This window comes from Halomonas sp. AOP7-E1-9, from assembly GCF_052376035.1.
Taxonomy (GTDB): Bacteria; Pseudomonadota; Gammaproteobacteria; order Pseudomonadales; family Halomonadaceae; genus Vreelandella; species Vreelandella citrativorans.
Window position 1 is genome coordinate 29237 of record NZ_JBQSVC010000016.1, and the last position, 22237, is coordinate 51473.

A 22237-nucleotide genomic window follows, 5' to 3' on the forward strand; every position below is an offset into this window, starting at 1 on the left:
CGCGAGCCAGCCCTGACCAAGGATCACTCATGTTCCAACGCCTACGTGAAGACATTAACAGCGTATTTGACCGCGACCCGGCGGCCCGCAACTTTTTAGAGGTACTGACCAACTATCCCGGCCTTCACGCGCTGTTAATTCATCGTTGCGGTCACTGGCTATGGAAAAAAAACCTGAAATGGCTGGCCCGTACGCTGTCGACGTTTTCCCGCTGGCTGACCGGCATCGAAATTCACCCTGGGGCCATTATCGGTAGGCGCTTTTTTATTGATCACGGCATGGGGGTCGTGATTGGAGAAACCGCGCAGGTTGGTGACAACGTAACGCTGTATCAGGGCGTCACACTCGGCGGCACCAGCTGGAACAAGGGCAAGCGTCACCCCACGCTAGGGGATGGCGTCATTGTCGGCGCGGGAGCCAAGATTCTCGGCCCCTTTACCGTGGGTGCGGGTGCAAAGGTTGGCTCGAACGCGGTGGTCACCAAGGAAGTACCGCCTGGCGCAACGGTGGTGGGCATTCCCGGCAAGATTGTTAAACGCACCGACCCCGATGTTGAAGAAGCGCTAGAGGTAGACCCGGTTCGTCGCGAGGCCATCTGCCAAAAATTTGGTTTTGACGCCTACGGTGTCAGCCAGGACATGCCCGACCCGGTGGCCCGCTCCATGCAGGCAATGCTGGATCACATGCACGCAGTGGATGAGCGCATTGAACGCATGTGCTCAACGCTGCGTAAGCTTGATGGCAGTTACCATGAAGGAAGCCTGCCCGCGCTGCGTGATGAAGACTTCGCCGATATTCTGGACGAAAACGATACCGGTTGCGCCCCAAAAAGCTCGGATGACAACACGCCGCCTCCGGCTAAAGGTTGACCAAACTACTCAGGCTTTCCCATAATGGCAGCACATTTGCCGGGAGCACGCTGAACGTTCAGTGTCGAGGTGCCTGTCATGCGTTTAACTACCAAAGGCCGTTACGCCGTCACCGCCATGCTCGACCTGGCGTTGAACGGCGAACTCAGCCCGACCAGTCTGGGGGATATTTCGCAGCGTCAGGGGATTTCCCTCTCCTACCTTGAGCAGCTGTTTGCGCGCCTGCGCCGTTCTGGGCTTGTCCGCAGCGTTCGCGGTCCGGGCGGCGGCTATTTGCTGGCCAAACCGGCGGCCGATATTAGCGTTTCAGCGGTTATTGATGCCGTTGATGAAACGGTAGATGCCACCCGCTGCCAAGGATTATCCGACTGCCAGCAGGGAAACACTTGCCTGACCCACCACTTGTGGTGCGAATTATCCGGCCAGATTCGGCATTTTCTTGATGACATCACCCTTGCCCAATTGATGCAGCGCCCCGATGTTCTACGTATTGCCTCACGGCAAAAAAATCGCGTTGAAGCGGGTATTCTCGCCTCATCACCGTAATGGCCAAGGGCGTTATTACCGCTGCCCTGGCGCTATTGAATTAAGCGGGTCTTCATGACGACGACAACCACACCTTCACTGCCTATTTATCTGGATTACGCCGCCACTACGCCGGTGGATACCCGCGTGGCCGAGGTTATGCAGCGCTACCTGACCGCTGACCAGCTATTTGCCAATCCTGCCTCGCGCAGCCATATGCTGGGCTGGCAGGCTGAACAGGTGGTGGAGCAGGCGCGTCGCCAGGTAGCCGATACCATTGGCGCCGACCCGCGTGAGATTGTCTGGACCAGCGGTGCTACGGAAGCTGACAACCTGGCGCTGATTGGCTACCTGCGTGCCAACCGTGAACGCGGCATGCACCTGGTTACCTCTACCATTGAGCATAAGGCAATCATTGATACAGCGGTTGCGCTTGAGCGCGAAGGCTTTGACGTTACCTGGCTTACGCCCGCGCACGACGGCACCATTTCGCCGGAGATGCTACGTGCTGCCATGCGGGATGACACCGCACTGGTTTCGTTAATGGCGGTCAACAACGAGCTAGGCAGTATTAACGATATTGCCGCACTCGCCGAGGTCGCTCATGAATTTGGCGCGGTTTTCCATACCGATGCAGCTCAGGCCGTTGGCCGAATCCCTTTGGACGTGGTGGCGCAAAAGATCGATTTAATGTCCCTTTCCGGACATAAAACCTATGGCCCCAAAGGAGTGGGCGCGCTGTATGTAAAACGCCACCCGGACATTCGCCTTGAGGCATTGATTCACGGTGGCGGGCATGAGCGCGGCATGCGCTCCGGCACCCTCCCAACGCATCAAATTGCCGGGATGGGTGAAGCATTTTTGTTAATACAAAAAGAGCATACTAACGATCAGGCACATATCACGCACCTACAACAGCGCTTTTTAAAGGGGCTTGAAACGCTGGATGGCGTGGTGGCCAATACTCCGCTTGACCGCGCAGTACCCAATATCTTGAACCTCGCGTTTGAAGGCATCGACGGTGAGTCGCTGTTGATGGCCCTGCGCGATGTGGCCGTTTCTACCGGCTCCGCTTGCAACTCGGCAAGCGTTGACCCCTCTTACGTCTTACTTGGGGTAGGCGTTCCGCGCACGCTAGCACTTTCATCGCTACGCTTTAGTTTTGGACGCTTCACCACGCAAGACGATATTGATCACGCGCTAACCCTCATTCGCCATGCGGTGAGCGGTTTACGAACACTGCCACGCTAAGCGGCTAGCGCTTTTACAAGGAGCACGCCTTATGTCAACACTCAACATTACCCCAGCTGCCGCACAACAGATCCGCCATGTGCTTGATGAACGTGGCCAAGGCTTGGGTCTGCGTGTGTCGGTCAAGCCCAGCGGCTGCTCGGGCTACAGCTATGTGCTGGACTTTGCCGATGAAGTCGGTAGTGACGAAGTTCTCTTTGAAGATCACGGCGCCAGCGTTTATGTGGCACCTGATGCACTTGAGATGCTGGATGGTAGCGAAGTGGACTATGTCAGCGAAGGGCTGAACCGCTTTTTCAAGTTCAACAACCCAAATGTTAAAGATGAATGCGGCTGCGGTGAAAGCTTTACGGTGTAAACCGTAGGCGCCAATGTCATCATCGGTATTCAACCCCCGCTTGAGGCGCTATAATCGCGCCCACTCGGTAATCGGTGGACACTACCGTCATTTTGCCGAAACGATTTTCCTTCGCCGCCCCGGTTTGCCGAGGCGGCAATTTCTGCTTTATCCCTTTCTCTAAAGGCCTCAAGGAGATATTTACATGGCTACTGAACGCACTCTGTCTATCATCAAGCCCGATGCCGTTGCCAAAAACGCCATTGGCGACATCATCGCTCGCTTTGAAAAAGCCGGCCTGCAGGTTGTTGCCGCTAAAATGACCCACCTTTCTGAAGAGAAAGCGGGCGGTTTCTACGCCGAGCACAAAGAGCGTCCGTTCTTTAAAGACCTGGTAGGCTTCATGACGTCCGGCCCGGTGGTTGTTCAAGTACTTGAAGGTGAAGGCGCGATTGCCAAAAACCGTGACCTGATGGGTGCTACCAACCCTAAAGAAGCGGCTCCGGGCACTATTCGTGCTGACTTCGCGGAAACAATCGACGCTAACGCTGTCCATGGTTCCGATTCTGCAGAAAGCGCTGCGCGCGAAATTAGCTACTTCTTCGGTAATGACGAAATCTGCCCGCGCTAATTTTTAGCGGCGCCGTTTCAACATTCGTTGCCGGCCATTTTCGCGGGGGCCTGGCCCCCGCCCTTTCTAGAACGCTGACCACCATGACCACCACCGTAGCCCAACATACGCCCGCTCCCCAATCTGCGCCTGACAGTGAAACGCCAGCGGCAAAAGCGCCTGAGCGCCAGAACCTGCTTGGCATGTCGCGCGAACAGATGGAAGCGTTCTTTTTGTCGATTGGCGAGAAGAAATTCCGCGCCGCTCAGTTGATGAAGTGGATCCACCAGGAAGGTAGCGATGACTTCACCGCGATGACCAACCTGTCCAAACCGTTGCGCGAAAAGCTGGCAAAAGTGGCCGAAATTCGTGGTCCCAGCGTTATTTACGAAGGCACCTCAGCCGACGGTACCCGTAAGTGGGTATTAGAAGTAGAGGATGGCAGCTACGTTGAAACCGTGCTGATTCCCGCTGAAAACGGCAAGCGGCGTACGCTGTGCGTCTCTTCTCAAGTGGGCTGCTCGCTGGACTGTAGTTTCTGCTCCACCGGCAAACAGGGCTTTCAGCGTAACCTTACCGCCGCCGAAATCATTGGCCAGGTATGGGTTGCACAGCGCAGCGTCGGGCCGCGCCGTGACACCGCTAACCGCCCGGTTACCAACGTGGTCATGATGGGCATGGGCGAACCCCTGCTCAACTTTGACAACGTAGTGCCGGCCATGAAGTTAATGCTGGATGACAACGGCTACGGGCTCTCCAAGCGCCGCGTTACGCTGTCGACCTCAGGCGTTGTGCCGATGATCGACAAACTCGGCGACGAGATGGACGTTAGCCTGGCTATTTCGCTGCATGCCTCGACAGACGAGCTGCGCAATGAACTGGTGCCGATCAACCGCAAATACAACATCCAAATGTTGCTGGATGCGTGTCATCGCTACCTGTCCAAGTGCCCGGACAATCGCCAGGTCACTATTGAATACACGCTGATCAAGGATGTTAACGACCAGCAAGAGCATGCCGAACAGCTCGCCGCGCTGCTTAAAGAGTTGCCCTGTAAGATTAATTTGATACCGTTTAACCCGTTTCCTAACTCAGGATATGAAAAACCATCACGCAACCAGGTCATGCGCTTTCAACAGTGGCTGTATGATTTGGAGTATAACGCGACGGTTCGTATGACTCGGGGTGAGGATATCGACGCAGCCTGCGGTCAGTTAGTGGGACGCGTGAAAGACCGGACAAAGCGTAGCGCTCGCTATATCCAATCGGTACAGATTGACGCTGACTAAACGGTGCTTATCTTGACTTCCGACGAGCACAGCGCTTTGATGGACACGGTTTATTCGTTGTGCCGGCGGTTAGTTAGCTATTTACACCATGAGGATCAACATGATCTGTCACTACAGGCGTTTTAACCCGTTTAGGGTGCCCATGTTCGCTGTACTGTTGAGCAGCGTATGGCTCGCCGGTTGTGCCACATCAAACACGTTACCCTCTCAGGCAAGCAATGACGCCAAGGATGCCTATACGCAGCTCGGCGTTGCCTACCTGGAGCGCAACAATCTCCCACGGGCGCGCGCCGCCCTGGGTCACGCGCTGGAGATCGACCCGCACCATGCCAAAGCATTGCAGGCCTTAGCCATGGTCTATCAACAGCAGGGCGACATCGAACTTGCCGACCAATATTTTAAACAAGCGATCGACGCCGACCCGACATTTACCCGTGCCCGCAATAATTACGCGGCATTTTTGTATCAGCAGGGGCATATTGCTGCCGCTTGCGATCAGTTGGAAAACGCATCTAACGATGCCCAGTACGCCAACCGTGCCCAGCTTTTTACCAACCTGGGCCAATGTTATTTGGCGCTGGAAGAATTTGATAAAGCGCGTGGGCGTTTAGCCCGCGCGCAGCGTATCGACCCGCGGCAGTCGCGGGGGTACTTGACGTTAGCCGAACTGGAAGTTTCACAGGGCAATTACCATGAGGCCTGGTCACCGTTGCACACCTATTTGCAGTTGGCCGGGCCAGACCGGGCAGCGCTGGAAATGGCAATTGATATCGCTCATGCCCAAGGCGACCATGCCACGGCAGCCGATTACCAGCGCCAGCTTGGCCTTATGAACTGACGCCCTGACCACTTAATTTTTTAAGGATGCTCAGCCATGAGCGACACACAGTTACAAGATAGCGTTACTTCCTCCCGTACCACCTCCTCTCCCGGTGAGATGCTCTTGCGCCAACGAGAAGAGCTCGGCGTGCCCATTGGAGAGGCGGCGCGCGCGCTTAATTTACGCCCGGCCGTCGTTGATGGCCTTGAGCATGATCATTATGACGAAATTCCGGTTATTGCTTACCGTCGTGGCTACCTGCGCTCCTACGCCAAATACCTGGGTCTGAGCGAGCATATGATCCTGGACGCCTACCAGGAGCGCTATGGCGCCGCGGATGCCGAGCGAAAAGTTATTCCGGTGGCGGTTAGTCGGCCCCCCTCAAAGCTGGGCGCCTGGCTATTTAAGCTGGTGACCTTGCTGGTGATTGCTGGCCTGATCGGCGTAACCGTCATGTGGTGGCAGAGCCGTGGTGGCAGCGAGCCGCCTGGCTTTAATGAGACGTCCAGCGTTGAAGAAGGTAGCGAAGTACCGCCGGTATCAGATACCGGCGCTGAGCCCACGCCGCCTCAGCAGCCCGCCATCACCTCGCCTGCCCAGCCGGAAAACGATACGGCCACGGGTGGTACCGCTGGTAATAGTGAAACACTGCCTACTGATAACGCGGAGCAGACCGCGACAGTCGACGAGTCTGCCGCGCTTGATATTGCGGCAGATACGGATGCGACCAATACTGATGCAGCAGACGCTGATGAAGGTGCCCCCGAGGAAGCGGCAACGGCCCCGGCAGGCAACCCAGGTCAGATGGAGCTCACGTTTAACGAGCAGTCCTGGACTGAAATTTTCGATGCCAACAATCAACGTGTATTTGTTGGCTTACAAACGCCCGGCACCAATGTAACCGTTGAAGGTGTGCCGCCGTTTCGTTTAACCGTAGGAAACGCCACTGGCGTCGTACTGCGTTACCAAGGTGAGCAGATCAACCTTGCAGAACGCGCAGGCGCCAACAATGTCGCCCGATTCACCCTGGGAGAGTGACCCGTCTTATGCACGCCCCTTCTCCGATAAAACGCCGCCAGTCCCGCCAGATTCACGTCGGCAATGTGGCGGTAGGCGGAAATGCGCCTATTTCCGTACAGAGCATGACCAACACCAACACGCTGGACGTGGCGGCTACCGTTGGGCAGATTCAGCAGTTGGAAAAAGCCGGTGCTGACATCGTACGCGTCTCCGTACCGGACATGGACGCTGCGGAAGCCTTTGGAAAAATCAAGCAGCAGGTGGGTGTGCCGTTGGTGGCCGACATTCACTTTGACTACAAGATCGCCCTGCGCGTCGCGGAGCTAGGCGTTGACTGCCTGCGCATCAACCCCGGCAATATTGGCCGTGAAGACCGCGTACGCGCGGTGGTGAGTGCCGCACGTGATAACGGCATTCCTATCCGCATTGGCGTTAACGCCGGTTCGTTGGAAAAAGACCTTCAGAAAAAGTATGGCGAGCCCACGCCTGCCGCGCTGGTGGAATCCGCCATGCGCCATATCGACCACCTGGATCGGCTCGATTTTCAAGAGTACAAGGTCAGCGTAAAAGCCTCTGATGTGTTTATGGCCGTTGCGGCTTACCGGGACCTTGCCACGCGCATTGAGCAGCCGCTTCACTTGGGGATTACCGAAGCAGGCGGGCTGCGCTCGGGCACCGTTAAGTCGTCTATTGGCTTGGGTATGCTGCTAATGGATGGTATCGGCGACACGATTCGTGTGTCACTTGCCGCCGACCCGATAGAAGAGATTAAAGTCGGCTTTGATATGCTCAAAAGCCTGCGCCTGCGCGCCAAGGGCATCAACTTTATTGCCTGCCCCAGCTGCTCACGCCAAAACTTTGACGTTATCAGCACCATGAATCAGCTTGAAGAGCGTCTGGAAGACATCATGACGCCGCTGGATGTTTCGGTGATTGGCTGCGTCGTTAACGGCCCGGGTGAAGCAAAAGAGACCGATATTGGCCTGACCGGCGGCAGCCCCGCCAACCTGGTGTATATCGACGGCAAACCGGCCAGCAAACTGCGTAACGACCACCTGGTGGATGATCTTGAGCGGATGATCCGCGAAAAAGTGCGCCAAAAACAGCAGCAAGAAGATGACATGATCGCCCGCAGCGTTTAATGCCGGGGCCATGCATCAGCCAGGATGCAGAACGAGGAGTTTTCATTGAGCAAGTCCGCTGTTAAAAAGATTCAAGCCATCCGTGGTATGAACGACCTGTTGCCCAGCGATAGTCCTCGCTGGCAATTTTTTGAGACCAAAGTACGTCAGTTAATGCATCGCTACGGCTTCGATGAAATTCGCACGCCGATTGTCGAGCAAACAGCGCTGTTCGCCCGCTCGATTGGTGAAGTGACCGATATCGTCGAAAAAGAGATGTACACTTTCGACGACCGCAACGGCGATAGCCTGACACTGCGTCCTGAAGGCACCGCCAGTTGCGTGCGCGCAGCGATGGAACACGGCCTGCTCTACAACCAGACCCAACGACTTTGGTACCAGGGTCCGATGTTTCGTCACGAGCGCCCTCAAAAAGGCCGCTATCGCCAGTTTCATCAGGTAGGTGTTGAGACATACGGCTTTGAAGGGCCGGATATCGATGCCGAAGTGATTCTGCTCTCGGCACGCCTGTGGAAAGAGCTAGGCCTGTTTGAGCATGTCACGCTTGAGCTTAACTCGCTGGGTTCGTCCGAGGCGCGCGCCGCCTACCGCGATAAGTTGGTGACCTACTTTGAGCAGCACCGCGAGATTCTCGACGAGGACTCCCAGCGCCGTTTGATCACTAACCCGCTGCGCATTCTGGACTCTAAAAACCCGGCCATGGCGGACATGCTTAACGGCGCCCCGCAGCTCATGGATCATCTTGATGATGCATCGCGCGAACACTTCGAGCAGCTGAAAGCCATGCTGGATGCGGCGGGTATCCCCTTTGTGATCAACCCTCGTCTGGTGCGCGGGCTCGACTACTACTGCCGTACGGTGTTCGAATGGACCACCAGTGCGCTGGGTAGCCAGGGCACGGTATGTGCTGGCGGTCGTTACGATGGCATGGTGGAACAGCTGGGCGGCAAACCGACCCCGGCGGTTGGGTTCGCCATGGGTATTGAGCGGTTAATCCTGTTGCTGGAGACGCTAAACCTGGTGCCGGACGAAGCCCTGGGCGGCTGCGATGTCTATCTCCTGCCTATGGACGATAATGCAACGATTGCCGCGCTCACGCTTGCCGAACAGCTGCGTAGTGAGCTTCCCGACTTGCGCCTTCAACTGCACTGCGGCGGCGGTAGCTTTAAGAGCCGCATGAAAAAGGCCGACAAAAGCGCTGCGCCCATCGCCATCCTGCTGGGCGAGGACGAACTGGCCGAACACGCCGCCACGCTTAAGTTCTTGCGCGATGACCGCGAACAGCAGCGCGTGAGCCAAGCGGCACTTTCTGCCACGCTAGGCGACCTGCTGGCCCACTAAGCCAACCGAACAGGCGCTGTGCGCTTACAAATAACTAATCGCCGCTGTGCTGCGGCGATTTTATGCAATAGGAGGCCGCCCGTGGCGGATCGAAGCGAAGAAGAGCAGCTGGACATCGTTAAGCGCTGGTGGAAAGAGAATGGAACCTCTCTGATTGCAGGTGCCGCTCTTGCTGCTGCGGGCGTCTTTGGCTGGAATGCATGGCAAAACTATCAGCAAGGCCAGTCGGAAGCCGCCTCGGTGCGCTACCAGCAATTGGTCAACGTTGCCACGGCCAACGAGCTGGATGAGCAGCAAACGGCCAGCGCCCGCGAGCTCATTAGCGAGCTTACCGACGATTACGGCAAAACGCTCTATGCTGAATTGGCGCTGCTTATGGACGCTCGGTTAGCTGTACAGCAGGGCGATATCGATGCGGCAAAAATCTCTCTTGAACAGGTAGCCGATAACTCATCGCGTCGCTATGTGCAAAGCCTGGCCTGGCTGCGTCTGGCACGCATTGAGGTCGCCAACGGTAATCCTGAAGCGGCACTTGCTTTACTGGATGAGCCGATCAGCGAAGCCCTGGCGGCGCAGCAAGCCAACGTCCGCGGTGACGCCTACGCAGCCTTGGAGCAAACCAATCAGGCGCGGAGCGCTTGGCAAAACGCGCTGGAACTTGCGGAGAGCCTCGACCAAACGCTTTACGGCGTACCATTCAAGCTTGACGATCTTGGCGCCGAGGAGGCGACACAATGATGAATCTGCGTCTTTCCAAACAGATCATGCGCGTGACGCTAGGTGCGGTAGCCATTGCTCTACTGGCAGGTTGTGCCAATAAAGGCGAACCCGCGTATACGCCCAAAGAGCTGCGTAGCTTTGATGAAACATCAAATCTGACCACCCAGTGGCGCCAGAATATTGGCAGCGGCCTGGGCCGTGCGCGTTACCCTATCGCCCCTTCCCGTGAAGGCAGCACGATCTTTGCTGCCGATGCACAAGGCCTGGTCATGGCGTTAAACGCTAATACCGGTAATCGTGAGTGGCGCGTAGAGCTTGATACACCGATCTCCAGCGCACTGACCGCGATTGCAGGCCAGGTCTACCTGGGCACTCGCAACGGTGAAGTGATTGCACTGGATCAACGCGATGGCAGCGTCAGCTGGCGCTCCAGAGTATCCAGCGAAGTGCTGGCCGCGCCTCAAGCCAACCAGCAATTGCTGGTCGTACAAAGCGTTGATGGTCAGATAACGGCACTAGACCGCACCAACGGCCAGGAGCGCTGGGTTTATACCAGTTCTCAGCCTGCCCTTACCCTTCGCGGTACCGGGACGCCGATGGTCATTGACCCGGTCACTTTCGTCGGCCTCGCAAACGGACGCCTGGCCACGCTTGATAACCGTAGCGGCCAGCCGCTGTGGGATATGCAAATCGCCACCCCCAGTGGCCGTAGCGAAGTTGAGCGACTGGTCGATATTGCCGGCCAGCCGCTGATTACGCCTGACGGCCGCCTGTTTGTCACCAGTTACAACGGTCGCGTGGTGGCACTGGAAGCCACACGCGGCAGCGTACTCTGGGAAAGTAATCTCTCTAGCCGCCATTCACCGCTGATGGTGGGTAACTATCTTTATGTGGTTACCGACGACAGCCACCTCGTCGCGCTTGATGCCGAAAATGGCCAAGAAATATGGCGTAACAATGAACTTGAAGATCGCTGGCTTACCGCCCCAGCCTTTGCTGATGGCCGTATCGTGGTTGGCGATTTTGAAGGTTATGTCCATTTGATCGACGCGCGTGAAGGTAACATCGTGGGCCGCACCCGGGTGCATAAATCCGGCATTAGCGTGTCCCCCATTACTGATGGCAGCACCATTCATGTCCAGGCCGACAATGGTCGTCTGGAAACCCTGGAAGTCACTCCATGACACCCGTCATTGCTTTGGTCGGTCGCCCCAATGTGGGCAAATCGACACTGTTTAACCGCCTAACGCGTTCGCGTGATGCACTCGTGGCCGACTTTCCCGGCCTCACCCGCGACCGCAAGTATGGCAACGGCATGCTGGGCGGCAAAGCCTATACGGTGATTGATACCGGCGGTATCAGTGGTGATGAGGAAGGCATTGATGCGGCGATGGCAGAACAGTCGCTTGCCGCGATTGATGAAGCCGATATTGTCCTGTTCCTGGTCGATGCCCGTGCCGGGCTTAACGTAGCGGATGAAGCGATTGCCAACCATCTACGCGTTAACCAGAAAAAAACCTGGTTGGTGGTGAACAAGACCGATGGCCTGGAAGAGCACTCGGCCATGGCCGACTTCTGGAAGCTGGGCCTTGGCGACCCTTGGGCCATTGCTGCCGCGCACGGACGTAACGTTTCAACGCTGATTGATACCGTGCTTGAGCCGTTTCCCGAGCGCGACCCCAGCATTCCAGCGGATATCGGTTCCAAAGGCATCCGCATTGGGGTCATTGGTCGCCCCAACGTGGGCAAATCCACGCTGGTCAACCGCCTTCTGGGTGAAGATCGCGTCGTAGTGTTCGATGAAGCCGGTACCACGCGTGATGCTATCGAGATTCCTTTCGAGCGCCGCGGCAAGCCGTATGTGTTGATCGACACCGCCGGTATTCGCCGCCGCAAGAACGTTAGCGAGATTGCCGAGAAGTTTTCCATTATCAAAACCCTTGACGCGATTAAAGAGTGTCATGTGGCGGTGATGGTACTGGATGCCCGCAGCGGCCTGGTTGAGCAGGATCTTCACCTGTTGGATTACGTGCTGACAACGGGGCGTGCGCTGGTACTGGCGATCAACAAGTGGGATGGTCTGGAGAGCGAAGCAAAAGACAAGATGCGTGCCGATATCAAGCGCCGCCTGGGCTTTGCCGACTACGCTGAAATGCACTTTATTTCAGCTCTGCACGGTACCGCAGTGGGTGATTTATACCCCTCCATTGAGCGGGCATTCAATGCGGCCAACGCACACTGGTCGACCAACCGGTTGACGACCCTGTTACAGGATGCGGTCAGCCAGCACCAGCCCCCGATGGTTAACGGGCGGCGTATTAAGCTGCGTATGGCCCACCAGGGCGGCAGTAATCCGCCGATTATCGTTGTGCACGGCAATCAGACCGCGTCGGTTCCTGAAGCGTATCGCCGCTATCTGATCAATACTTTCCGTAAAGTGTTGAAGGTGCGCGGCACGCCCATGCGGTTTGAGTTCCGCTCAGGCGATAACCCGTTTGACTCTATGGCCGGGGCCAGTGATAAAGAGAAAGCCAAAAAGCGCGAGCTTACCCGCACCAAAGATGCGCGGAAAAGCCGTCGCTAAACGCTCTATGCGCTATCCCGCAGTAATAACGCCTGCTTGTTTAAGCAGGCGTTTTTTGTTTTAAGCTAACATGTGCAAATTTTCTTGACAGAAACCAGCGCGGCCCCTCAAATAGCCGCGCTTCTCGCTCATGCTCCCCGGCGCTTGCCGCCACCATCCTTCTCAGGAGGGAACCTTATGTTATATGCCGTTCGTCACTGGCGCTGGCTTGTGATGCTGAGTTTGGCAAGCCTGCTTACCGGCTGCCTTGCACTCCCCCAAACGGGGCTATTTGCCTTTCGCTTGGCCATTACCTCACTCGGCGTGGAGGATGTGCGTATTGGCCCCTACTCCGTTGACGCAGGCCTGGACACCAGCGATTTGACCAGCCTGCTGGCTTCAAGCCTGGGCATGGGTAGCCTGCCGGTTCAGGCGACGCTTGCGATGGGCCTTGGGCTACCTGCGGGAATGCCGGCAGTAGCCATGTCAGGCTTTAACTGGACGCTGGACATGCCAGGCGTTGACCCCGTGGAAGGGGAGTATACCCAGGATGTTTCATTAACCTCGGGCGACGGCGCCAATCTACGCTTGCCGGTGGCATTTGACATCCTGGGCACCGATGCCCAAAAAATGGCGCCAATGCTGAACCTGGTCCAGCAGCTCGCCTCTCAAGGCGAACTACCCGCAGGCAGTGAGCTTGCGATCACGCCAGGCGATTTACGCGGCCTAGGCATGACACTACCGGCGGGGCTGCTCACACCGACCATTCGCCTTAATGTGGGTGAAGATGGTCAGCTAATCCCTCAGCGTTAAGCTGTTTCTGCCAGGCATGGCAACAGAGGCTAGCCAATGCTCCACGTGGTCAAGTCATCTGGTTAAATGTCGGCTCAGTTCAGCGTTTATCCCTAGCCTCAATCCCTGTCCTTAATCCCTGTCCTTAATCCCTGTCCTTAATCCCTGTCCTCAAGTGCATTAAGTGACAACAAGGGGATTGATTTACCCTGCACAGTGGTTATCTTGTGTGCATGGAATTCAATCATCTTTAAGGAAATCATCTCATGCGTTGGCTTCGTCCCTTTGCTGTTACTGCGCTATGCGCTTCTTTAGCGGCCTGTTCAACGTCCCCTACCGGACGCTCGCAATTATTGCTGCTTTCCGATGACCAGCTTAACGAGATGGGCCAGCAGGCATTCGCCCAGTACCAGCAGGATATTCCTACCGCAGGCCAGGCAAGCCACCGCTATGTGCAGTGCATCACCAGCGCCATCGTGGATGTATTACCGGCTGAACAGCGTAACCTTGACTGGCAAATCCGGGTATTTGAAGCCGAACAGCCCAACGCCTTCGCACTGCCTGGCGGTTATATGGGGGTCAATACCGGCATGCTGAATGTTGCCACCAACCAGGATCAACTGGCCTCCGTGGTAGGCCATGAAATTGGTCACGTACTTGCCCGCCACGCCAATGAGCGGGCATCGACCGAAAACGCTACGTCACTAGGGCTTTCGGTTATTTCCAGCGCATCGGGCATGCAAACCCCTGGCGGACAACAGCTGATGGGCGTGCTGGGCATGGGCGCGCAATACGGCATTGCCTTGCCGTTCTCACGTAGCCATGAAAGCGAAGCGGATGTGATTGGCCTGGACCTGATGGCACAGGCAGGCTTTGACCCGCGTCAAAGCGTTACGCTCTGGGAAAACATGCAGGCCGCCTCGGGTGGTGGCGCGCCACCGGCCTGGATGTCGACGCACCCAAGCCAGGGGCAGCGTATCGAGGGCCTACAAGCCAATATGGACACAGCGCTTGCCACCTACGAGCAGGCGCGCAGCAGCGGGCACACGCCTAACTGCCAGCGCCCGTAACCCTTTGCTTTAATTTGTAACAATAAAGGGCCGATCCATCTCGGCCCTTTTTTTGATCAACACATGCAAGCAGCTAACCCGCGTTGAGCATTCTGCGCAGCATCTGGCGTACCTGGGTCGTCTCGGGGCGTACATTTCGCCATAGATAAAATGCTTCGGCGGCCTGCTCTACCAGCATTCCCAGGCCATCCAACCGCTGGGCACCATGCGTTCCTGCCCACTTCAAGAAGACCGTTTGCGTAGCGCCATACATCATGTCGTAGGCCCAGGCATCGTTTGCAAATAGGTTACTCGGCAGAGGGGGTAAATCGCCCGTTAGGCTGGCACTGGTTCCGTTGATCACGACACTAAAAGGGCCTTTAGCTGCCTTAAACCCTCCGCCATGGATCTCGCCCAAATCAGCAAAATCGTCGGCCAACTGTTGAGCTTTTTCAGCCGTTCGGTTAACGACCACCACCTCGCCAGGCTTTTCTGCGAGTAACGGCTCTAAAATTCCCCGCACGGCCCCACCAGCGCCCACCACCAGGATGCGCTTATCGGCAAGTGCTACACGGTTATATGCAAGGTCGCGTAACAAGCCAACGCCATCGGTATTATCGCCGTAAGTAAGGCCATTACCTCCGACTATCAGCGTATTCACCGCACCAGCCCGCTGGGCACGCCTGCTCAGGGTATCGCAGAGCGCAAACGCCTCCTCCTTAAAGGGTACGGTAACGTTGGCCCCCCGCCCGCCTTTATCAACGAATGTGCGCCAGGCATCGGTAAAGCCATCCAACGGCGCCAGTTGTGCTGTGTATTCAATTTTTTGCTGTGTTTGCAGGGCAAATTCGTTATGAATGAGGGGTGATTTTGAGTGCTCAATGGGATTACCCAATACGCAATAAAGGTCACTCATCAACTCGTTCCTGTACGCTGTTTTATATTTCTGTGGATCACGATGTTTAAGCCCTATCCGACACGTTGAGCCAGTCTCTTGGCACCAGGTAATCATTTAGCGTGGCTTCAGCACTCTCAGGGGCAGGCGTATAGGCATACTCCCAGCGCGCCAGTGGTGGCATCGACATTAAAATTGACTCGGTGCGCCCGCCGCTTTGTAAGCCAAACAGCGTTCCTCGGTCCCATACGAGGTTAAATTCTACATAGCGGCCGCGACGGTAAAGCTGAAACGCTCGCTCACGCTCGCCCCAATCATCCTGTTGGCGGCGCTTAACAATCGGCACGTAAGCCTCTAAAAAGCTATCGCCCACGGCGCGTTGAAAGGCGAAACACTCCTCGAAACTGCCAGCATTCAAATCATCGAAAAACAGCCCGCCCACCCCACGGGTCTCATCACGGTGCTTTAAATAAAAGTACTCATCGCACCACGCTTTATAGCGGTCATAAACAGCATCGCCAAAAGGGTCGCAGGCGGCTTTGGCCACCTGGTGCCAGTGCACCACGTCCTCAAGCACCGCGTAATAGGGCGTTAAGTCAAAGCCTCCACCAAACCACCAGACGGGCGTTTCGCCCTCTTTTTCAGCAATAAAAAAGCGTACGTTGCCGTGGCTGGTAGGGACATGCGGGTTTTCAGGATGTAGTACCCAGGAAACTCCAACCGCATGAAAGCTGCGACCGGCAAGCTCCGGCCGGGCTGCCGTTGCCGAGGGCGGCAGTTGAGCACCATACACATGAGAAAAGTTGACGCCGCCTTTTTCAAAGACACCGCCCTGCTCAATCACGCGTGAGCGTCCGCCACCGCCCTCTTCACGCTGCCAACTGTCCTCCTTAAACGCAGCTTTACCGTCAGCCGCGGCCAGCCCCTCACACAGCCGGTCTTGAAGGCCGAGCAGGTACTGCTTAACGTCGTCTAAATGCTCGTGCGCCACGATGACTCCCGTTCAAAATTCTTACTACACAGTAATCTTCACCATAGCGCGTTTAAGCACTTGGTACTTAAGCCGTTTACTTATCTATTTAAGCGCGCATTACCTGGCCACTGGCTAAATCACGGATGGTGCTGGGTCGTGGATTCCCGCCCAGCTCGCCCGCTACTATCGCGGCGACCTCCTGCCCAAAAATAGTGGCGACTTCTTCATCGCTCATGGCAGGTGCCTCACCCGCACGATTGGCCGATGTCGACACCAGTGGCCCGCCAAACGCTTCGCATAACGCTTTCATTAAGGGGTGGTCGGTCACGCGTAAGGCCACGCGCTGATGAGCACCGCGAACCAGCGCATGGCTGCGACCGTTATCCGGCACCAGCCAGGTGTTAGGGCCAGGCCAACTGGCCGCAAGGGGAGCATGCAGTTCAAGCGGCAATTGGTTTAGCCAGGGCTGAAACTGCTGGATACTGGCCGCCACCAAAATAATGCCTTTGGAAGGGTCGCGCTCTTTCATGCGCATTAACCGGGTAAGCGCTTCATCATTATCCGGGTCACAGCTAAGCCCCCACACAGCTTCGGTGGGGCACGCAATAACACCGCCAGCATGCAGTGCATGAATGGCAACTTCGAGGTCGACAGCCGGTTTCATTGGCTCTCCTGCTCTACAAGCAATTAGCGATAAGAGAATGCTCACATCCTATCATGGCCTGGGTAAGCGTACCCAACCACCCACCTGCTGAGCGACCCATCCATCAAGCTCCAGCATCAATAACCGCTGCTGGCAGCTGCTGACAGACTCCCCGGTATGCTGAACCAGTGAATCAAGCGGCACCGGCGTTGCCGATAAAACGTTAAGCAGCTCATCAGGCAGTGGTTCGCTTGATGGCGCCATTGACCCTGAAGGGGGAGACGAAGCCTTCACGGACGCGGGTAAAAAGCTACCCGCCCACTGCTGCAACTCTTCAAGCATATCGTCGACATGGCGCACCAGCGTTGCGCCATTCCGCAACAAGTGCAGGCAGCCTTGAGCCTGAATATTGTGCAAAGACCCAGGCAGGGCAAAAAGCTCCTTGTTCTGCTCCAGGGCCAAGCGAGCACTCACCAATGAGCCGCTTTTCTCGGTGGCTTCGATCACTAACGTCCCCAATGAAAGCCCGGTCACAATCCGGTTGCGGCGCGGGAAGAACGCAGGGCGCGCCTTGGTGCCCGGCGGATGCTCTGACAACAATAACCCGCCAGGCGCACAGCTCAATTGCTCATGCAGGTCGCGATGTCGAGCCGGATAAATAACGTCCACGCCGCAGCCTAATACCGCAATACTGCTTCCACCGGCACTTAGTGCGGCGCGCTGAGCGATGCCATCAATGCCCAGCGCCATACCGCTGACCACGCACCAGCCTCGGCGAGCCAGTTCCCGCGCAAAGCCCTGGGCATTGGCATTACCTTCCGAGGTGGGTTTGCGGGTTCCCACCATGGCAATCCTTGGCCCTTCAAGCGCCTGTAAATCCCCTTGGGCCCAAAGAATGGCGGGCGGGTCCGGTAGCTCGTTGAGCAGCTCAGGCCAGGCCGGGTGGTGACGATGCAGAATATGTCGCGCTGGTCCGCTCTGCTGCCATGCCCGCGCATCGTCTACGCATCGCTGAAGTGGGCTGCGCTCAGGGTGCTCAAGCCACAGCCGTAAGGCGCTGGCGGCGTTAGCGGGCAGTGTCGCCAGCCAACCTTCCGGCCAGCGCGGCTGGCGTGCCACCATCTGGGTGATGCGCAGTGCGCCCATGCCCGGCAAGGCGTTGACCACTAACCACTCACTGGTATTCATCGACGCTCCTCAACGTGCATGCTGAATATCCCCATTGCGTTATAAATCCGGAGTCACCACACGATCACCCACTTCCAGCATGCTGGACGCTTGCATCACCAGCGCATAACTCACCTGCTGGTAAGGCTTCACTACCATTGCCCAGCCCGCTGGGCTCGGTGGCAACGGCGTTACTACTTGGCGACGCGCGTCGAAAACAGTTTCGCTGGGCGAATTCACTTGAAGCAGATGCCCTGGCTCCAGGCCGTCTTGCGCGCCTACATCCAAAGCAATGATGTGCAAGGCACCTATAAAACGTACGCCGCCGGGCACGGCGAGAATACGACCGTTTATTGCACTGCTCGGCAAGCGGGGTTGAAGCGCCGTTCGAGGCGCATCGGGTTCCAGGGCAAGAATAAGATCGTTACTACGCACCTCTTGATGAGCGCTAAGCACTTCCAGCAGGGCAATATCCTCCTCACTGCGTACAAGGCGAGCTTCGCCGATGTGACTTAACGCCTGCCCCAACACCGCGCCGTCGTCAGCGGTATAGGTCTGTGTCTGACGATAAATACCGAAGGTGGCAAGGCCCGTCGTTGCTCTATTCGTTACGCTGCTCGGTACGCTTTCCAGTGCGTGGCTCGGCATAGCGCCACGGGCGTAAATCCGGTCACCTGCACCGTTGATCAATCGCTGGTGCTCGCCAGCCAACACATAGGCCATCTCAGGCTGGCGCGCTCCGGCTTCTATTACTCGGTGTTCACGCCAAAAGGCGTTAAGGCTTTCAAGCGAGAGTGCGCCGAGCTCACTTACCCTCGCGTCGAGCGCTCCATCGGGCATTGGCAAGGTGCGTATTTGGGGAGAAAGCGTCACCACCGGCAGCGTTTCAGCGCCAACGGCGTGAAGACTTATTAACAACCCAGACAGCAGGCTTACTACCCTCTTGAGCACGTCACAAAGCGCGTTTTGTCTTGCCGCGCGGCGCATAAAGTTGGCTAGCACTATCCCGTACTCCGTGAAGGATGTTTCGATCATTTTCATGGCGCTTCACCGCATGTGCTGATGCCCAGGAGCGCTGCCAGCGTGATATAGTGGCGATTAGCAAAGTACCAGGCCGCCGCTATTCGGCCTGATTATCCAAGATTTAGCTTAACGATGACGGTAATCCCCATGGCCAAACTTCCTATTCTCGAATTCCCCGATGAGCGCCTGCGCACCAAGGCGGTACCGGTGGAAACCGTTGACGACGAGGTCCGCCAGCTTGTCGACGATATGTTAGAGACCATGTACGACGCGCGTGGCATTGGCCTTGCAGCCACCCAAATTGATGTCCATCGTCGTATCGTCGTCATGGACGTAAGCGAAGATAACTCGCAGCCGCTGGTGCTGATCAACCCTCGCTATACGCCGGTCGGCGAAGACCAAGAGCCGCTTTCTGAAGGCTGCTTGTCAATTCCCGAGCACTACGCGGAAGTGCCGCGCTACCTTACGGTAAAACTCAACGCGCTTGACCGTAACGGCGAGGCGTATGAGCTTGAGGCCGATGGCCTGCTGGCGCACTGCATTCAACACGAGTACGACCACCTTGAAGGTGTACTGTTTGTTGATTATCTTTCGCCGCTAAAGCGCGACCGCATCATGAAAAAAATGCAGAAACGTCATAAGCTGATGAAAGACGACGCTTAACAGCCACCCGTTTTAGCACAGTTTACTTCGGTTTTTGTAGAAGTTTTGTAAGTGAGCGTATTTAAAACGCTTAAGGCCGAGAAGCCTGGTACTCCATACAACGGTACAACAGCCGTTGTATACCCTGCTTCTCGGCCTTTATTGTTGCCCCAGGCTTTCTCATTTCCCCTGTTACCAGGTACCTGTTGTCATGTCACAGTTGCGCGTTGTTTTTGCTGGCACGCCTGATTTCGCTGCCTCAAGCCTTGCGGCCCTACTGGCCAGCAAACATAAGGTAGTGGCGGTTTATACCCAACCCGACCGCCCGGCAGGTCGTGGTCGCAAACTCACGCCAAGCCCCGTTAAAAAGCTTGCTCTTGAGCATGCGCTTCCGGTCTACCAGCCACAAACGCTAAAAGACCCGGCCGCTCAAGCGGAGCTTGCCGCTTTAAACGCCGATATTATGGTGGTCGTGGCGTACGGTTTATTGCTGCCTCAGGCAGTATTGGACACACCGCGCCTGGGGTGCATTAACGTCCACGCCTCACTGCTACCCCGCTGGCGCGGTGCCGCCCCGATTCAGCGCGCGATTGAAGCCGGTGATAACGCCTCGGGCGTTACCATCATGCAAATGGATGCAGGGCTTGATACCGGCGCCATGCTGCACGAAGTACGCACCCCGATCACCGAGCAAACCACCGGTGGCGACCTGCATGACCGCCTGGCGCTTCAAGGCGCCACTGCGCTCACCAGCGTGCTGGATAAACTGGCCAACGGTAACGCCAGTGCGACACCCCAGCCGGAAGAAGGCGTTACCTACGCCACCAAGCTCAGCAAAGCAGAGGCCGAGCTGGACTTCACTCAGCCTGCTGAACGCCTTGCGCGTAAAATCCGCGCCTTTAACCCCTGGCCGGTGGCGTGGTGTCAGATGGGTGATGACCGCTTACGCTTACTCATGGCAAGCGTTGCAGCCGGTGAACAGGGCGCAACGCCGCCCGGCACGCTGCTTGAAAACGGTGAAGACCATCTGCGTATTGCCTGTGGCCCGGAAGGCCGCGAGGTTTTATATATCAGCAGCGCCCAACTTCCTGGCGGCAAGGCCATGGCTGTGCGCGACTTACTCAACGCCCGCCATGCCCGATTGACGCCCGGTAACCGCCTTGGTCAGCCTGAATCCCAGCAAGGAGACGCTTTATGAGTCAGCAACGCTCACAACACGGTAAACGCGCATCAGGCAATAGCGGCCAGGACGTGCGCGCCGCCGCCGCCCGTGCGTTAGCGCCGGTCATCTCTCAGCAAGGCTCACTGGCCGCGCTGGATGAGAACAGTGTCGTTGCCCGCGACCGGGGCCTTTTAAAAGAGCTCTGCTTTGGCACCTGTCGCCAGCTTCCACGTTTGGAAGCGCTGGCTAACAGCCTGCTAAAGCAGCCTTTCAAAAAGCGTGACAGTGATATTCACGCCCTGCTGCTGCTGGGTATTTATCAGTTGCTGTATATGCGTATTCCCGCCCACGCGGCCGTCGGCGAAACCGCCGGTGCCGCGCGCTTGTTGGGTAAAGAGTGGGCGACCCGCGTACTGAATGGCTGCCTGCGCCGCCTACAGCGCGAGTCGGATGAACTCCAGGCCGCCGTTGATCAGGATGAGAGTATTGCGCTGGCCCACCCCCGCTGGCTGCTGGATGCGCTACGCAACGCTTGGCCGGAGCAGTGGCGGGCAATTGTTGAGGCAAATAATCAGCCTGGCCCCATGACGCTGCGCGTAAATCAGCATCACAATGACCGCGAAGCCTATATAGAACGGCTGACCGAACAAGGCTTAAGCGGTGAACTCTGCGCCCACTCGCCGGATGGCATTACCCTTAACACGCCCTGCGATGTCACCCTGCTACCCGGATTTTCCGAGGGCCACGTTAGCGTACAGGATGAGGCAGCCCAGTTGTGTGCTGCGCTACTTGGCCCAGCCCTGGCACCTCGCCCTGGTGCGCAGGTATTGGATGCCTGTAGCGCGCCTGGCGGCAAAACGGCCCACTTGCTTGAACAGTTTGATATTGCGCTGACCGCCCTGGATAGCGATAACCAACGCCTTTCGCGAGTAGAAAGCACGCTAGAGCGATTGGGTCTATCCGCCACGCTTCAGAATGTAGATGCCACTCAGAGCGACTGGTGGAATGGCACACCGTTTGAGGCTATTCTGCTTGACGCTCCTTGCTCGGGCACCGGCGTTATACGGCGCCATCCGGATATCAAAACACTGCGACGCAAAGAGGACATCCGCAAGCTGGCCAAGCTACAGCAGCAGCTACTGGACAATTTATGGCCCATGCTGCGCGAAGGCGGCACGCTGTTATACGCCACCTGCTCGGTACTGCCTGAGGAGAATGCCCAACAGATCGAGGCCTTCCTGGCGCGCACACCTGATGCCAAAGTGACCACGCCCAGCGATGTGGCCTGGGGTATCCAAAGCGGTCAGGGCCGCCAGCTATTTCCAGAGCAAGGACGTCATGACGGCTTTTTTTATGCCAGGCTTGAGAAGCAGTCTGCCTAGGCGCGTTCTGGTGCCAAGGCAG

Annotated in this window: 23 protein-coding genes; 18 read left to right on the top strand and 5 right to left on the bottom strand. The window is 56.9% G+C overall.

Translation table 11 applies throughout. The features are described 5' to 3' along the window. The first annotated feature begins 29 nt into the window (after positions 1 to 29). From cysE to ACT3R4_RS10660, 15 genes are all read left to right on the top strand, one after another. Positions 30 to 869, top strand: a complete 840-nt coding sequence (gene cysE, locus ACT3R4_RS10590; protein WP_441679001.1) for a serine O-acetyltransferase — start codon at positions 30 to 32, stop codon at positions 867 to 869. 78 nt (positions 870 to 947) lie between these two features. Then, positions 948 to 1415 (top strand): Fe-S cluster assembly transcription factor, encoded by a 468-nt coding sequence (locus tag ACT3R4_RS10595; RefSeq protein ID WP_193055284.1) that lies wholly within the window; start codon positions 948 to 950, stop codon positions 1413 to 1415. A 54-nt stretch (positions 1416 to 1469) separates the two neighbouring features. Beyond that, the gene (locus ACT3R4_RS10600) at positions 1470 to 2645 is read left to right on the top strand and encodes an aminotransferase class V-fold PLP-dependent enzyme (RefSeq protein WP_441678999.1); all 1176 of its coding nucleotides are present in this window, start codon (positions 1470 to 1472) and stop codon (positions 2643 to 2645) included. 31 nt (positions 2646 to 2676) lie between these two features. Next, positions 2677 to 3003 carry a HesB/IscA family protein gene (locus tag ACT3R4_RS10605; protein ID WP_441678997.1) on the top strand — a complete coding sequence of 109 codons (327 nt, stop codon included), beginning with the start codon at positions 2677 to 2679 and terminating at the stop codon, positions 3001 to 3003. Positions 3004 to 3187: 184 nt separating this feature from the next. Then, positions 3188 to 3613 carry a nucleoside-diphosphate kinase gene (gene ndk / locus ACT3R4_RS10610; RefSeq protein WP_087106555.1) on the top strand — a complete coding sequence of 142 codons (426 nt, stop codon included), beginning with the start codon at positions 3188 to 3190 and terminating at the stop codon, positions 3611 to 3613. An 83-nt stretch (positions 3614 to 3696) separates the two neighbouring features. Next, positions 3697 to 4881 carry a dual-specificity RNA methyltransferase RlmN gene (rlmN, locus tag ACT3R4_RS10615; RefSeq protein ID WP_193055282.1) on the top strand — a complete coding sequence of 395 codons (1185 nt, stop codon included), beginning with the start codon at positions 3697 to 3699 and terminating at the stop codon, positions 4879 to 4881. A gap of 100 nt (positions 4882 to 4981) precedes the next feature. Further along, a complete protein-coding gene (gene pilW, locus ACT3R4_RS10620) occupies positions 4982 to 5719 on the top strand; it encodes a type IV pilus biogenesis/stability protein PilW (RefSeq protein WP_172118617.1) in 738 nt (245 codons plus the stop codon). 36 nt (positions 5720 to 5755) lie between these two features. Continuing rightward, positions 5756 to 6739, top strand: a complete 984-nt coding sequence (locus ACT3R4_RS10625) for a RodZ domain-containing protein (protein WP_441678995.1) — start codon at positions 5756 to 5758, stop codon at positions 6737 to 6739. Between the two features lie 8 nt (positions 6740 to 6747). Further along, positions 6748 to 7863 carry a flavodoxin-dependent (E)-4-hydroxy-3-methylbut-2-enyl-diphosphate synthase gene (gene ispG / locus ACT3R4_RS10630; protein ID WP_172118615.1) on the top strand — a complete coding sequence of 372 codons (1116 nt, stop codon included), beginning with the start codon at positions 6748 to 6750 and terminating at the stop codon, positions 7861 to 7863. Positions 7864 to 7908: 45 nt separating this feature from the next. Further along, positions 7909 to 9204 carry a histidine--tRNA ligase gene (gene hisS / locus ACT3R4_RS10635; RefSeq protein ID WP_172118614.1) on the top strand — a complete coding sequence of 432 codons (1296 nt, stop codon included), beginning with the start codon at positions 7909 to 7911 and terminating at the stop codon, positions 9202 to 9204. Positions 9205 to 9285: 81 nt separating this feature from the next. Continuing rightward, on the top strand, positions 9286 to 9942 hold the full coding sequence (locus tag ACT3R4_RS10640; protein ID WP_441678992.1) for a YfgM family protein: 657 nt from the start codon (positions 9286 to 9288) through the stop codon (positions 9940 to 9942). Then, the gene (gene bamB / locus ACT3R4_RS10645; RefSeq protein ID WP_172118612.1) at positions 9939 to 11108 is read left to right on the top strand and encodes an outer membrane protein assembly factor BamB; all 1170 of its coding nucleotides are present in this window, start codon (positions 9939 to 9941) and stop codon (positions 11106 to 11108) included. Before ACT3R4_RS10640 ends, bamB begins: the two co-directional genes overlap by 4 nt. Continuing rightward, positions 11105 to 12508 carry a ribosome biogenesis GTPase Der gene (der, locus tag ACT3R4_RS10650; RefSeq protein ID WP_172118611.1) on the top strand — a complete coding sequence of 468 codons (1404 nt, stop codon included), beginning with the start codon at positions 11105 to 11107 and terminating at the stop codon, positions 12506 to 12508. Before bamB ends, der begins: the two co-directional genes overlap by 4 nt. 177 nt (positions 12509 to 12685) lie before the next feature. Next, positions 12686 to 13300 carry a hypothetical protein gene (locus ACT3R4_RS10655; RefSeq protein WP_441678989.1) on the top strand — a complete coding sequence of 205 codons (615 nt, stop codon included), beginning with the start codon at positions 12686 to 12688 and terminating at the stop codon, positions 13298 to 13300. A gap of 245 nt (positions 13301 to 13545) precedes the next feature. Next, positions 13546 to 14349 (top strand): M48 family metallopeptidase, encoded by an 804-nt coding sequence (locus ACT3R4_RS10660; protein WP_441678987.1) that lies wholly within the window; start codon positions 13546 to 13548, stop codon positions 14347 to 14349. Between the two features lie 73 nt (positions 14350 to 14422). Here the strand turns inward: ACT3R4_RS10660 and aroE are convergent, their stop codons facing one another. The 5 genes from aroE to ACT3R4_RS10685 form a co-directional block, all read right to left on the bottom strand. After that, positions 14423 to 15244: a shikimate dehydrogenase gene (gene aroE / locus ACT3R4_RS10665; protein ID WP_441678985.1), complete on the bottom strand. Its 822-nt coding sequence runs from the start codon at positions 15242 to 15244 to the stop codon at positions 14423 to 14425. Between the two features lie 46 nt (positions 15245 to 15290). After that, the gene (hemF, locus tag ACT3R4_RS10670) at positions 15291 to 16214 is read right to left on the bottom strand and encodes an oxygen-dependent coproporphyrinogen oxidase (protein WP_441678983.1); all 924 of its coding nucleotides are present in this window, start codon (positions 16212 to 16214) and stop codon (positions 15291 to 15293) included. An 88-nt stretch (positions 16215 to 16302) separates the two neighbouring features. Continuing rightward, entirely contained in the window at positions 16303 to 16860 is a 558-nt protein-coding gene (locus ACT3R4_RS10675; RefSeq protein ID WP_172118606.1) for an L-threonylcarbamoyladenylate synthase type 1 TsaC, read from the bottom strand. Between the two features lie 51 nt (positions 16861 to 16911). Then, positions 16912 to 18027 (bottom strand): DNA-processing protein DprA, encoded by a 1116-nt coding sequence (dprA, locus tag ACT3R4_RS10680; protein WP_441678981.1) that lies wholly within the window; start codon positions 18025 to 18027, stop codon positions 16912 to 16914. A 39-nt stretch (positions 18028 to 18066) separates the two neighbouring features. Next, positions 18067 to 19047 carry a peptidoglycan-binding protein gene (locus ACT3R4_RS10685; RefSeq protein WP_441678979.1) on the bottom strand — a complete coding sequence of 327 codons (981 nt, stop codon included), beginning with the start codon at positions 19045 to 19047 and terminating at the stop codon, positions 18067 to 18069. 129 nt (positions 19048 to 19176) lie between these two features. On the opposite strand from ACT3R4_RS10685, the gene def reads away from it, so the two are divergent. From def to rsmB, 3 genes are all read left to right on the top strand, one after another. Next, positions 19177 to 19692, top strand: a complete 516-nt coding sequence (def, locus tag ACT3R4_RS10690) for a peptide deformylase (protein ID WP_172118603.1) — start codon at positions 19177 to 19179, stop codon at positions 19690 to 19692. Between the two features lie 190 nt (positions 19693 to 19882). Next, a complete protein-coding gene (gene fmt, locus ACT3R4_RS10695; protein WP_441678977.1) occupies positions 19883 to 20869 on the top strand; it encodes a methionyl-tRNA formyltransferase in 987 nt (328 codons plus the stop codon). Next, the gene (rsmB, locus tag ACT3R4_RS10700) at positions 20866 to 22215 is read left to right on the top strand and encodes a 16S rRNA (cytosine(967)-C(5))-methyltransferase RsmB (RefSeq protein ID WP_441678975.1); all 1350 of its coding nucleotides are present in this window, start codon (positions 20866 to 20868) and stop codon (positions 22213 to 22215) included. Before fmt ends, rsmB begins: the two co-directional genes overlap by 4 nt. Positions 22216 to 22237 lie beyond the last annotated feature (22 nt).

What these genes read in the sequence shown, in the direction of transcription:
- cysE (WP_441679001.1), top strand. Translation starts at nt 30, where the DNA reads ATGTTCCAACGCCTACGTGAAGACATTAACAGCGTATTTGACCGCGAC.
- ACT3R4_RS10595 (WP_193055284.1), top strand. Translation starts at nt 948, where the DNA reads ATGCGTTTAACTACCAAAGGCCGTTACGCCGTCACCGCCATGCTCGAC.
- ACT3R4_RS10600 (WP_441678999.1), top strand. Translation starts at nt 1,470, where the DNA reads ATGACGACGACAACCACACCTTCACTGCCTATTTATCTGGATTACGCC.
- ACT3R4_RS10605 (WP_441678997.1), top strand. Translation starts at nt 2,677, where the DNA reads ATGTCAACACTCAACATTACCCCAGCTGCCGCACAACAGATCCGCCAT.
- ndk (WP_087106555.1), top strand. Translation starts at nt 3,188, where the DNA reads ATGGCTACTGAACGCACTCTGTCTATCATCAAGCCCGATGCCGTTGCC.
- rlmN (WP_193055282.1), top strand. Translation starts at nt 3,697, where the DNA reads ATGACCACCACCGTAGCCCAACATACGCCCGCTCCCCAATCTGCGCCT.
- pilW (WP_172118617.1), top strand. Translation starts at nt 4,982, where the DNA reads ATGATCTGTCACTACAGGCGTTTTAACCCGTTTAGGGTGCCCATGTTC.
- ACT3R4_RS10625 (WP_441678995.1), top strand. Translation starts at nt 5,756, where the DNA reads ATGAGCGACACACAGTTACAAGATAGCGTTACTTCCTCCCGTACCACC.
- ispG (WP_172118615.1), top strand. Translation starts at nt 6,748, where the DNA reads ATGCACGCCCCTTCTCCGATAAAACGCCGCCAGTCCCGCCAGATTCAC.
- bamB (WP_172118612.1), top strand. Translation starts at nt 9,939, where the DNA reads ATGATGAATCTGCGTCTTTCCAAACAGATCATGCGCGTGACGCTAGGT.
- der (WP_172118611.1), top strand. Translation starts at nt 11,105, where the DNA reads ATGACACCCGTCATTGCTTTGGTCGGTCGCCCCAATGTGGGCAAATCG.
- ACT3R4_RS10655 (WP_441678989.1), top strand. Translation starts at nt 12,686, where the DNA reads ATGTTATATGCCGTTCGTCACTGGCGCTGGCTTGTGATGCTGAGTTTG.
- ACT3R4_RS10660 (WP_441678987.1), top strand. Translation starts at nt 13,546, where the DNA reads ATGCGTTGGCTTCGTCCCTTTGCTGTTACTGCGCTATGCGCTTCTTTA.
- aroE (WP_441678985.1), bottom strand. Translation starts at nt 15,244, where the DNA reads ATGAGTGACCTTTATTGCGTATTGGGTAATCCCATTGAGCACTCAAAA.
- ACT3R4_RS10675 (WP_172118606.1), bottom strand. Translation starts at nt 16,860, where the DNA reads ATGAAACCGGCTGTCGACCTCGAAGTTGCCATTCATGCACTGCATGCT.
- dprA (WP_441678981.1), bottom strand. Translation starts at nt 18,027, where the DNA reads ATGAATACCAGTGAGTGGTTAGTGGTCAACGCCTTGCCGGGCATGGGC.
- ACT3R4_RS10685 (WP_441678979.1), bottom strand. Translation starts at nt 19,047, where the DNA reads ATGAAAATGATCGAAACATCCTTCACGGAGTACGGGATAGTGCTAGCC.
- def (WP_172118603.1), top strand. Translation starts at nt 19,177, where the DNA reads ATGGCCAAACTTCCTATTCTCGAATTCCCCGATGAGCGCCTGCGCACC.
- fmt (WP_441678977.1), top strand. Translation starts at nt 19,883, where the DNA reads ATGTCACAGTTGCGCGTTGTTTTTGCTGGCACGCCTGATTTCGCTGCC.
- rsmB (WP_441678975.1), top strand. Translation starts at nt 20,866, where the DNA reads ATGAGTCAGCAACGCTCACAACACGGTAAACGCGCATCAGGCAATAGC.